We start from the raw sequence: 11,520 nt of genomic DNA, 5'->3' as shown, positions 1-11,520 counted from the left end.
AGGATGAAATGACCGCTGTGCAGGATGCCCCGGCGGCCGGCGGCCCACCCGCGCCGCCGGCCGCCGCGCGTTCCCGGCCGGTTTCGGGGTATGCCCGTGACCTGCGACCCCCTGGCTCGACCCGGTATATAGGACAGGCGTACTGTTTGAGCCGGGACGGGGGTCACCCTGCCGTGGAGCCCACGGTGCGCGAGACTCCCGCGGGACACCCGAGAAGCAGACGCGCCCACCACGCCGCCAGGAGGAGAGCCGACAGTGGCCAGTACCGACAGCTTCGGAGCCAAGGGAACCCTCGGGGTCGGGGGCAGCGAGTACGAGATCTTCCGGCTTTCGGCCGTCGAGGGCTCGGAGAAACTGCCCTACAGCCTCAAGGTGCTGCTGGAGAACCTGCTGCGCACGGAGGACGGCGCCAACGTCACCGCCGACCACATCCGGGCGCTGGCGAACTGGGACCCGACGGCCGAGCCCGACACCGAGATCCAGTTCACGCCCGCCCGCGTGATCATGCAGGACTTCACCGGCGTCCCCTGCGTCGTCGACCTGGCGACCATGCGCGAGGCCGTGACCGAGATGGGCGGGGACCCGTCGAAGGTCAACCCGCTCGCCCCCGCCGAGCTGGTCATCGACCACTCGGTGATCATCGACGTCTTCGGCCGGCCGGACGCCTTCGAGCGCAACGTCGAGTTCGAGTACGAGCGCAACCGCGAGCGCTACCAGTTCCTGCGCTGGGGCCAGGGCGCGTTCGACGAGTTCAAGGTCGTCCCGCCGGGCACCGGCATCGTGCACCAGGTCAACATCGAGCACCTGGCCCGCACGGTCATGGCCCGCAACGGCCAGGCCTACCCGGACACCCTGGTCGGCACCGACTCGCACACCACGATGGTCAACGGGCTGGGCGTGCTGGGCTGGGGCGTCGGCGGCATCGAGGCCGAGGCCGCCATGCTCGGCCAGCCGGTCTCGATGCTCATCCCGAAGGTGCTGGGCTTCAAGCTGACCGGCGAGATCCCGGCCGGCGCCACCGCCACCGACGTCGTGCTCACGATCACCGAGATGCTGCGCAAGCAGGGCGTCGTCGGCAAGTTCGTCGAGTTCTACGGCGAGGGCGTCGGCGCGGTGCCGCTGGCCAACCGCGCCACCATCGGCAACATGAGCCCGGAGTTCGGCTCCACGGCCGCGATCTTCCCGATCGACGACGAGACCGTCCGGTACCTCAAGCTCACCGGCCGCTCCGCCGAGCAGGTCGCGCTGGTCGAGGCCTACGCCAAGGAGCAGGGCCTCTGGCACGACCCGAAGGCCGAGCCGCGGTACTCCGAGACCCTCGAGCTGGACCTGTCGACGGTCGTCCCGTCGATCGCCGGCCCGAAGCGCCCGCAGGACCGCATCGAGCTGGCGCAGGCCAAGGAGGCCTTCCGGTCGTCCCTGGCGGACTACGCGTCGACGCCGGACCAGACCGACCCGGACGACGCCGCGTCGTCGGGCTCCACGGTCGACGAGGCCGGCGAGGAGTCCTTCCCGGCCAGCGACCCCGCCTCCCCGGCGCACGACGGCAACGGCGACGCCGGCAAGCCGCACGCGCCGATCTCCGCCGCGGCCGGCTCCGGCGGGCGGGTCAGCAAGCCCACCAAGGTCACCATGGGCGGCGCGGAGTTCGAGATCGACCACGGCGCCGTCGTGATCGCCTCGATCACCTCCTGCACCAACACGTCGAACCCGTCGGTCATGCTGGGCGCGGCCCTGCTGGCCAAGAACGCCGTCGACAAGGGCCTCGCGGTCAAGCCGTGGGTCAAGACCTCGATGGCGCCGGGCTCGCAGGTCGTCACGGACTACTACGAGAAGGCCGGCCTCTGGCCGTACCTCGAGAAGCTCGGCTACCACCTGGTCGGCTACGGCTGCACCACCTGCATCGGCAACTCGGGCCCGCTGCCCGAGGAGGTCTCGGCGGCGGTCAACGAGGCCGACCTCGCCGTCGTCTCGGTGCTGTCCGGCAACCGCAACTTCGAGGGCCGGATCAACCCGGACGTCAAGATGAACTACCTGGCGTCCCCGCCGCTGGTCATCGCCTACGCGCTGGCCGGCACGATGGACTTCGACTTCGAGTCCCAGCCGCTGGGCAAGGACACGGACGGCTCGGACGTCTTCCTCGCCGACATCTGGCCGTCCGCGCAGGACGTCCAGGCGACGATCGACAACGCCATCACCGAGGAGATGTTCGCCAAGGACTACGCGGACGTCTTCCGCGGCGACGAGCGGTGGCGCTCGCTGCCCACCCCCGAAGGTCGGACCTTCGAGTGGGACCAGGAGTCCACCTACGTCCGCAAGCCCCCGTACTTCGAGGGCATGGCGAGCGAGCCGGCCCCGGTCGAGGACATCACCGGCGCCCGCGTGCTCGCGCTGCTCGGGGACTCGGTCACCACCGACCACATCTCCCCCGCCGGCGCGATCAAGCCGGGCACCCCGGCCGCGCAGTACCTCGACGAGCACGGCGTGGAGAAGAAGGACTACAACTCCTTCGGCTCGCGGCGCGGCAACCACGAGGTGATGATCCGCGGCACGTTCGCGAACATCCGGCTGCGCAACCAGCTGCTCGACGACGTCTCCGGCGGCTACACCCGGGACTTCACCCAGGACGGCGCCCCGCAGGCGTTCATCTACGACGCCGCGCAGAACTACGCGGCCGCGGGCACCCCGCTGGTCGTGCTGGGCGGCAAGGAGTACGGCTCCGGGTCGTCGCGCGACTGGGCGGCCAAGGGCACCGCGCTGCTGGGCGTCAAGGCCGTGATCGTCGAGTCCTTCGAGCGCATCCACCGCTCGAACCTCATCGGCATGGGTGTGATCCCGCTGCAGTTCCCGCAGGGCGAGTCGGCCTCGTCGCTGGGCCTCGACGGCACCGAGACCTACGACATCGCCGGCATCACCGAACTGAACAACGGCACCACCCCGCGCACCGTCAAGGTCACCGCGACCAAGGCGGACGGCGGGAAGGTCGAGTTCGACGCGGTCGTCCGCATCGACACCCCCGGCGAGGCGGACTACTACCGCAACGGCGGCATCCTGCAGTACGTGCTCCGGGGCATGCTCGCCTCCTGAGCCGGGCCACGCCGAACGGGCCCCGCACTCCGAGGAGTGCGGGGCCCGTCGTCGTTCCTGTTCGTCGCCCCGGTCGGTCCGAGCGCGCGTCGGCCTCCGGCCGGGACACCCGCTCGGGCAGGGGGAGACGGCACATCAGGGGGCGCCACCGAGAGCGCCGCTTCCCGCGTGCACGGCGTCGACGATCTCCGGATCGCTCCAGAACGCTGCCGGCATGTCGAGCAGGTTCCGGTACCGCAGGTAGGCCACGTGCAGGCCGGCGTCGGTTCGAGTCGTCCTGACCGCGTCGGTGTGGCTGAACGGGCGCTCCGGCGACGGCGCGGGTCGGGCGCCGGCCCATCGCGCGTTCGTCTCGGCGTCCAGCAGGACGGTGTCGTGGAACCACGGCTCGAGGTTCTCGACGGTCCAGGCGGTGAAGGCCGCGGTCAGCGTCGCGGGCTCCTCGCCGGCGTCGAGGAGATCGACGAGAGCATCGGCATGGGCCAGGGCCAGGGCGGCACCACGACCCCATGTGGGATTCGTGCAGACCGCCGCATCGGCGACCGGCAGCAGCCCTGCGGGCGACCGGGCGGACGGACGCCGCAGCTGGTTGGCGAGCCTGCCCATGAACTGGACGGTGCCGATCGGGCGCGCGTCCTCGATCCATGTCGAGGCGGACGGAACCGCCCGAAGGGCGCCGAGGAACCCGTCCGTGCTGTGCAGCGCGGCCCGCAGTCCTCGGTCGTGGGCGGGTGCGAAGAAGGTGGCGGAGAACCAGCCCGCGTCCACGGGGAGGACGAGCAGGGTCGCGCACGGCAGCTCGACCCGCAGCATCGGGTCGTCGCCCGTGAACGCGGCGTCGCGCCGGAACCACTGCGTGAAGTAGACCTGCCGGGTGTCGACCGTGCAGGTCGTCGGCGGAGCGGTGCCGGAGCGGACACACCACTCCCCCACGCGGGATCGTCGGCCGGTCGCGTCGACCACCACGTCTGCAGGCAGCTTCCCCCGGGTCGTCGCCACCCCCGTGACGCGCGGTCTGCACCCGGCGGCGACGACCAGACCGGTGACCTCGACAGCCGACCGGAGACCGACCCTCGGCTCGGCAGCGACGGCCTGCCGCAGCACCCACTCGAGGACCGGTCGCCGGCAGCGGAACTGCACGAGCCCCTCGGCGCCCGTCCGCTGGCGGGCGTCGGACCGGGACGCGAGCAGGTCGACGTCATGGGCACCCGCGGTCCGCAGCCGGTCCAGGACGTCGGGGGCCCGGGACGCCAGCTTCGCCCGACCGAGCGCCTGGGTCCCGTGCAGCTGGCGGAACTGGGGAACACCGCGCCGCTTCCACCCTCGCCACGTCTCCTCGACCCCGGAGGGCACCGGGAATCCGTCGGCCTCGGCCAGCACGACGTCGTGTCCGGCCCGGGCCGCGAACAGGGCGACCGCCAGGCCCCCGATGCTGCCGCCCGCCACCACCATCGCGCTCACCAGCCACCCCCGGAACGCGTCGGTATAGCTCGGCTCTACTGAGTAGAGCGGTACTGTACGCAGATGCCGAAGGCTGTCAACCGCCCGTCAGGCCTCCGTGCCGAGCAGGCCGCGCTGACGAGAGCCCGGATCCTCGAAGCGGCGCGCGAGGTCTTCGAGCTGCGCGGTTACGGGGGCGCCCGCATCGAGGACATCGCCGTCGGCGCCGGGGTGGCCGTGCCGACCGTGTACAAGACCTTCACCAACAAGAAGACCCTGCTGGCAGGCGTTGTCGAGCGTGCGATGACCGGAGCCGACTACGCGGGCGACGTCGACGAGCAGGACTGGTGGCAGGAGCAGCTCCGTGAGCCGGATCCCGCCCGCCAGCTGCGACTGATCGCCCGGAACGCCCGCAAGATCTACGGCCGGGCCGCGGCCGTCCTGGAGGTCCTGCGAGCGTCGGCCCCGCTCGACCCGGACATCGCCACCACGTGGGACGACGTCTTCGCCCAGCGCCTGCGACGGAGCCACCGGACGGCCGACACCCTGCTGGCGAAGGCGGGCGGGCGGGCCCGCTTCGATGCGCAGGAGACTGCCGTGACGCTGCTGTCGCTCACCCGACCCGAGCTCTACACCGAGCAGATCGGTCTGGGCAGGAGTCCCGCCCGGTACGAGCGCTGGCTCGGCGACGTGCTCGTCGCGAGCCTCCTGACGGGCGGATGAGGACCCGGGTCCGAATCACCGGGGCGTGGCGGCCGCTCTTTTCCCAGGGGGACACTCGTGATACCGCCGAGTCGTGGGAGACCGTCATGCATGTGGCTGTCGTGGGAGCCGGGCCGACGGGGCTGTTCACCGCCATGGCACTCGCCCGGCGGGGTCATCGGGTCACCGTCGTCGATCGCGACACCGGGCCCCGGCCGGACGGCGCGTGGCCCCGGCGCGGGGTGATGCAGTTCCACCACCCGCACGCCCTGCGGGCGCAGGTGGCCGAGGCGCTGCAGACGGAACTGCCCGACGTGTGGGACGAGCTGCTCGCCGCAGGGGCCGAGCCGGTCGCGGCCGACCCGGCGGCCGCGGGCGGGTCCGGGGCGCTGATGGCGGTGCGGTGTCGCCGGTCGACGTTCGAGCGGGTGCTGCGCGAGGCCGCCCTGCGTCAGCCGGGACTCGTCCTCCACACCGGCCACGCCGACGAGGTGCGCACCCGTCGCGGCCGGGCCACCGGTGTCCGCACCGACGGCACGTCGCTGGACGCCGACGTGGTCATCGCGGCCACCGGGCGCGCCGGCCGGCTCGGGCAGGACCGACGCGCCCCGGCGCGGGGCGGGGACTGCGGCATCGCCTACGTCTCCCGCCAGTACCGGCTTCGTCCGGGGGCGCCGCCGGGGCCGATGAACTTCCCGCTCGGCCGGGTCGACGTCTACCCCGGCTACCAGGCCATCGTGTTCCTGCACGACAACGGGATCTTCTCCACCGTCATCGCCCGCTCCAGCGACGACCGGGCATTGGCCGACCTACGCCTCACCGGGGTGTTCGAGGCCGCCGCAGCGGCCGTCCCGGCGCTGGCCGCCTGGACCGACCCCGACCGCGCGCAGCCGGTCACGCCCGTCCTGCCGGGTGGCCGCCTGCGCAACACCTACCAGGGCCAGCTCGACGACGCCGGCGCGGTGGCCCTGCCCGGGCTGGTCTTCGTCGGCGACGCCGTGTGCACCACGAATCCCGCTGTCGGACGGGGAATCGCCACCTCGTTGCTGCAGGCCCGGGAGCTCCTGCGCCTGCTCGACGACGACCCGCACGACCTCGCCGGTCTCACCCTCGCGTTCGACGCCTGGTGCTCGACCATGATCGCGCCGTGGTTCGAGGACCACCTCTACTGGGACGCCGAGCTGATCCGCCGCTGGGCCGGGGCCGACGTCGACCTCACCCGGCCGCTGCCCTCCGACCTGGTCGTCGCGGCCGCGCAGGCCGATCCGGCCCTGTTCCCCCTCGTCGGGCCCTACCTCGGCATGCGGGCCCTCCCGGCGAGCCTGGACGCCGCGCGAGCACGCGCCGCGGAGATCTACGCGAGCGGCTGGCGCCCGCCGACACCACCGGGCCCCACCCGCGACGAGCTCGCCGCACTCGCGGCCGCGCACGCGACCTCGTAGCGGAGCGGAAGAGCCGGGAGAAGGGCAGGAGCGGGCCGCGGCCGGTCAGGCGGGCCCGGCGAGGTGGGCGAGCCCGTCCCCGGCGAGCCGGGGCAGGGCGGCGGCGCGGCGCCCGGTGAGCAGCAGGAGCAAGGCTTCGGCGGGCCCGCGGACCTCCGCGCCCCCGGCGTCGCCCGCGATCCAGCCGATGTCCGTGGCCACGAGCCGCGCGCCGCGGAAGCGCCGCCGCGCCCAGAAGGGCCAGCCCATCCGCCACACCCGGTCCAACCCCTCCCGTGCCGCGGCGAGCGGCATCGGCGCGGTGCGGCCGAGCGGCAGGGCCACGTCCTGGACGTGCACCAGGACGTCGAACAGCAGGTTGTCGAGGGTGGTGATCGCCGGGCGGGCGCGGCTGTCGGCGAGCTCGCGCAGCTCGGCGACGAGCCGGGTGGTGGGGCGCCGGGCATGTGTCCGGGCGAGGTCCCGGTTGACCGCCTGCAGGTCCCCGCCGGCGCGCGCTCCCGCGGCGAGGATGCGCAGCATGCCCGGCGACTGCGGGGTGAGCGCGACGTGCGCCGCGACGTCGCGGACCCGCCACTCCGTGCACAGCGAAGGGCGTTCCCACTCCGCCTCGGGCAGCCCGGCCAGCAGATCGGCCAGCTCCCGCCGCCGCGCGGCGATCACCGCCCACTTCTCGTCGCGCTCCATCGGCCACCTCGATTCGGTCAGAGAGCCTGACCAATCTCGTCAGAGTCTCTTACCATCTCGTAGGATCGTCAAGCGTGACGGAGCCGTTGAACACCGGACTACTGCTCTTCCTGCCCTACCGGGCGCTCGAGGCCCGGGTGTTCGCCGGCCTGGCCGCGGCCGGGTTCGACGACCTCACCCCCGCGCAGGCCCGTGTCTTCCAGCGGGTCGCCCCCGGCGGCAGCCGCACCACCGCGCTTGCCGAGCAGGCCGGGATCACCAAGCAGAGCGCGGGATTCCTCGTCGACCAGCTGGAACGAGCGGGGTACGTGGAGCGCGTACCCGATCCCGCGGACGGCCGGGCCCGCCTCGTGCGGGTCGCGGAGCGGGGCGCCCGCAGCGTGGAGGTCTCCCGCGGGATCGTCGCGGAGGTGGAGGCGGAGTGGGAGGCGCACCTCGGTGCGCGCCGGATGGCGCAGCTCCGCCGGCTCCTCGCCGACCTGCGGGAGATCACCGATCCCTGGCGGTGACACCCGCGCCGAATGTCCGGTCCTTCTCCCCCCGTGGTGCGCAGGGAGTGGGACGGGGCTCGTACGGTGGCCCTGTGGTGGTGCTGTGGGCCGGGCTCGTCGTGGCGGTGGGCGCGGTGGTCCAGGGAACGGTCGGGTTCGGGATGGCACTGGTCGCCGCGCCGCTGCTGGCGCTGCTGGACCCGCAGTACGTGCCGGTCCCGCTGATCGTGGTCGCGGGCGCGCACGCCGTGCTCGCCCTGGTCCGGGAATGGCGCGACGCCGACTGGCGGGGCGTCGGGTGGGCCCTGGCGGGCGGCTCCCCGGCGCGGTGCTCGGCGCGACGGTCGTCGCCCTCCTGCCGTACCGCGAGTTCGCGACGTTCGTGGCCGTCGCGGTGCTGCTGTGCGTGGCGGCGTCCCTGGTGCGGCTGCGCCTGCGCCCGACCCCGCCCGCGCTGCTGGTCGCCGGGGCGGTCAGCGGGGTGTCGGGCACGGCGGCCGGGATCGGCGGTCCGCCGGTCGCGGTGCTGTACCAGGACGAGCACGGCGCCACCGTCCGCGCGACCCTCGGCGCCTACTTCGCGCTGGGCACGCTCCTGTCGCTGGGCGTGCTCGCCGCCGGCGGTCAGGTCGACGGGGCGCGGCTGCTGCAGGGCGTGGTGCTGGTCCCGTTCATGGCCGCGGGCTTCCTGCTGTCGAACCCGCTGCGCCGGATCCTGGACCGCGGCTGGACCCGCCCGGCCGTCCTCGGCCTGGCCGCGGCGACCGCCGTCGCGCTGCTGGTCCAGGCACAGCTCTCGTAGCAGCCCGTCGCGAGCGCTCCGTGGTCGGCGGCGCCCGGTGGCTCAGGAGGCCAGCCAGTCCAGGGCGACCGCCGCGGTCCAGGACTGCATGGCCGAGCCGAGGGCCTCCCCGGTCATCGGGTCGAAGTACTCGGCGAACCCGACGTGGCGCAGCGAGTCCAACGACGCCTCCCGCAGGGCGACCGCGCGGGCGGTGTCCCCGCCGTCGCGCAGGCCCTTCCAGTACAGCCAGTTGACGATCGGCCAGACCGGACCCCGCCAGTAGTTGCGCGCGTCGAAACACTCCGCGCGCGGGCTGGTGCTCGGCAGCATCGCCCAGCGCAGGCCCGGGTGCCCGGCGAAGTCCTCGGAGTCGAACACCGCCCGGGCGCGGGCGCGCCGGGCGGTCGGGGCACCGGCGTCGAGCAGGGAGGACAGCCCGGCGAACGTCGCGACCTCGATCGGGGCGCCGGTGCCCAGGTCCACGTCGTAGGCCATCCCGCTGGCGGCGTCGGTCGCGGCCGCGATGCCCGCGCGGGCCCGGTCGACCCAGCCCCGGATCGTGGTCCGCTCGGCCTGCGTGGCCCCGACGACGTCGGCGATCTCCAGCAGGGCCCGGTTCGCCATGATCAGCACCGAGGTGAAGAAGACGTCCTTGACCAGGAACGGGTAGCGCTCGTGGATCACGGCGTCGTCGTAGCGGTACCGCTTGAGCAGCTCGAGCAGCCAGAGGAAGCGGTCGTAGTGTGCGTTCGTGGGGCGTTGCCCGGCGTCGGCGACGTGCTGGACGTCGCGGCGGGTGTACGGCGGGACCTCCCCGACCTCGAGCCGGCCGAGCACCCCGTCCCAGCGCGGGGAGTTGTCGATGCCCTCCCACGGGTGGTAGGTCGTGACCAGGCCGGACGCCGACGGGTCGCGCTGCTCGGCCAGGTACCGGTGCCAGGCGAGGAGCCGCGGGAAGAGCGCGCGCAGCCGGGCCCGGATCTCCGGCTCGGCCGCGGTCCCGACGGCGACCTCCCAGATCCGTGCCACCGCGATCGCGTGCACCGGCGGCTGGCAGATGCCGCTGGTCTCGGCCACGCCCACCGGCGCCTCCGGCGACACTTCGACGGCCCAGCGCGCGGGATCGGGGAAGTAGGACTCCGGCCCGGCGAGGGGGTTGAACACGATCTGCGGGACCATCCCGTTGCGCCACTGGGCCTCGAACAGCCGCTGCTGCTCGGTCATCGCCCGGTGTACGTCGACCTGGGCCCAGCCGATCGAGACGAACGCGCTGTCCCAGCTCCACTGGTGCGGGTAGAGCAGCGGCGCGGCCTTGGTCCAGCCGCCCATGTCGTTCGCCCGCAGTACCTCGGCCGCGTGCACACCGAGCCCGGTCTCGGTGAGCACGGTGCCGTACGCCGCATGCGTCACCGCACCGCGGGCCGGAGGAGCGGTGGCGGGAGCGTTCGGATGAGGGCCGGTGTCGGACTCCGTGCTCACGGGGATGTGCTTCCTTCCGGCGTATCAGCGCGCCTGATCGGTATCACTAGTACTTAACTCAAGAGTAACGAGGCGTGTCCCACGGCTCAATACCTCGCCGTTCGATTCATCGGCGCCACCGCCGCGGCGTTACCCGGTCCGGGTCACCGGTACGGGGTCAACGCGCAGCGCGCCGTCCCGGTGCGTCGACCTGCGGCGGGGATCGGTCCGCGCACGCAGGGACGATCGTCTCCCCGGTGTTCGGGGCACGATCAGGGTGCGTTACGCCCCGCCGCCGCACGATCCGGCGTGGACGGACGCCGGAGTGCGGTCAGCCGCTGCTCACGGAGGCGCGCGTTATGGAACCATAACGGGCTCAATCCGGGCTCGAGAGCGCGTCAAGGTTCCATACTGCGATCAGACGGCCGTGGCGAGGGAGAGGGCGAAGCGCCGGTCCTCGTCGGTCCACCAGCGGACGAGGTCGAAGCCTGCCTCGGCCAGCATCTCCCGTACCCCGGCGGGCCGGAACTTCGCCGAGATCTCGGTGCGCATCTCTTCGCCCTCCGCGAAGTCGACCGCGAGGTCCAGCTCCGCCACCCGGACCCGCATGTCCTTCTCCGCACGCAGCCGCATCTCGATCCACTCGTGCTCGGTGTCCCACACCGCGACGTGCGCGAACGCCTCCGGGACGAAGTCGGCGGCCAGCTCCCGGTTGAGCACGTGCAGCACGTTGCGGTTGAACTCCGCGGTGACGCCCGCGGCGTCGTCGTAGGCGGCGACCAGGGTCGGCTCGTCGATCACCAGGCCGGTGCCGAGCAGCAGCTGCTCGCCCGGCTCGAGCACCGAGCGCACGTGCGCGAGGAACGCGCCGCGCTCCGCCGGCCGCAGGTTGCCGATCGTGCCGCCGAGGAAGGCGATCATGCGCCGACCGCCGGTCGGCAGCGCGGTCAGGTCCTTCGTGAAGTCCCCGACCACCCCGTGCAGCTCCAGGTCGGGGTACTCGGTCTCGAGCGTGTCGAGCGCCCCGCGCAGCGCCGCCTCGCTGACGTCCTGCGGGACGTACCGGCGCAAGGTCCCGGTCGCCCGGAAGGCGTCGAGCAGCAGCCGGGTCTTGGTCGACGAGCCAGACCCCAGCTCGACCACCGTGTCGGCGCCGGAGGCCTCGGCGATCGCCCCGACCGACTCCTCGAGCAGGGCCCGCTCGGTGCGCGTCGGGTAGTACTCCGGGAGCTCGGTGATCTTCTCGAAGAGCGCGCTGCCGCGGGCGTCGTAGAAGTACTTGGGCGGGAGCTCCTTGGGGTCGGCGGTCAGCCCGGCGCGGGCGTCGGCCCGCAGCGCCGCCTCGGCGTCGGCCGCGGTGAGATGGACGTCCAGCTCGGTGGGGCGGTTCGACCGGGTCATGATCGTGCTCCTCGCGGTGCGTCCGGGC

9 protein-coding genes are annotated in these 11,520 nt (G+C 73.1%); 5 read left to right on the top strand and 4 right to left on the bottom strand.

Going from position 1 to position 11,520, the window contains the following annotated elements; genetic code table 11:
- Positions 1-255: 255 nt before the first annotated feature.
- Complete coding sequence (locus LWC35_RS08870; RefSeq protein ID WP_232869543.1) at positions 256-3,087, top strand: aconitate hydratase; 2,832 nt, start codon at positions 256-258, stop codon at positions 3,085-3,087.
- A gap of 135 nt (positions 3,088-3,222) precedes the next feature.
- Here LWC35_RS08870 and LWC35_RS08865 read toward each other — a convergent pair whose 3' ends face one another.
- The gene (locus LWC35_RS08865) at positions 3,223-4,548 is read right to left on the bottom strand and encodes an FAD-dependent oxidoreductase (RefSeq protein ID WP_232869542.1); all 1,326 of its coding nucleotides are present in this window, start codon (positions 4,546-4,548) and stop codon (positions 3,223-3,225) included.
- 63 nt (positions 4,549-4,611) lie between these two features.
- Between LWC35_RS08865 and LWC35_RS08860 the strand changes: the two genes are divergently transcribed.
- Positions 4,612-5,250 carry a TetR/AcrR family transcriptional regulator gene (locus LWC35_RS08860; protein ID WP_232869541.1) on the top strand — a complete coding sequence of 213 codons (639 nt, stop codon included), beginning with the start codon at positions 4,612-4,614 and terminating at the stop codon, positions 5,248-5,250.
- Between the two features lie 92 nt (positions 5,251-5,342).
- Entirely contained in the window at positions 5,343-6,671 is a 1,329-nt protein-coding gene (locus LWC35_RS08855; protein ID WP_232869540.1) for an FAD-dependent oxidoreductase, read from the top strand.
- A 45-nt stretch (positions 6,672-6,716) separates the two neighbouring features.
- Here LWC35_RS08855 and LWC35_RS08850 read toward each other — a convergent pair whose 3' ends face one another.
- Complete coding sequence (locus LWC35_RS08850; protein ID WP_232869539.1) at positions 6,717-7,358, bottom strand: maleylpyruvate isomerase family mycothiol-dependent enzyme; 642 nt, start codon at positions 7,356-7,358, stop codon at positions 6,717-6,719.
- A gap of 74 nt (positions 7,359-7,432) precedes the next feature.
- Between LWC35_RS08850 and LWC35_RS08845 the strand changes: the two genes are divergently transcribed.
- Together LWC35_RS08845 and LWC35_RS08840 are read left to right on the top strand one after the other, a co-directional pair.
- Positions 7,433-7,867 (top strand): MarR family winged helix-turn-helix transcriptional regulator, encoded by a 435-nt coding sequence (locus tag LWC35_RS08845; RefSeq protein ID WP_232869538.1) that lies wholly within the window; start codon positions 7,433-7,435, stop codon positions 7,865-7,867.
- A gap of 250 nt (positions 7,868-8,117) precedes the next feature.
- Positions 8,118-8,651: a TSUP family transporter gene (locus LWC35_RS08840; protein WP_308194495.1), complete on the top strand. Its 534-nt coding sequence runs from the start codon at positions 8,118-8,120 to the stop codon at positions 8,649-8,651.
- A 42-nt stretch (positions 8,652-8,693) separates the two neighbouring features.
- Here LWC35_RS08840 and ggh read toward each other — a convergent pair whose 3' ends face one another.
- Both ggh and egtD read right to left on the bottom strand, forming a co-directional pair.
- Positions 8,694-10,112, bottom strand: coding sequence for a glucosylglycerate hydrolase (gene ggh / locus LWC35_RS08835; protein ID WP_232869537.1), 1,419 nt, complete (start codon positions 10,110-10,112; stop codon positions 8,694-8,696).
- Between the two features lie 396 nt (positions 10,113-10,508).
- A complete protein-coding gene (gene egtD, locus LWC35_RS08830; protein ID WP_232869536.1) occupies positions 10,509-11,492 on the bottom strand; it encodes an L-histidine N(alpha)-methyltransferase in 984 nt (327 codons plus the stop codon).
- Positions 11,493-11,520 lie beyond the last annotated feature (28 nt).

The sequence above is a fragment of the Pseudonocardia kujensis genome, from assembly GCF_021283305.1.
In the GTDB taxonomy this organism is placed as follows: Bacteria; Actinomycetota; Actinomycetes; order Mycobacteriales; family Pseudonocardiaceae; genus Pseudonocardia; species Pseudonocardia kujensis.
This window is presented reverse-complemented; position numbering and strand designations above follow the sequence as displayed.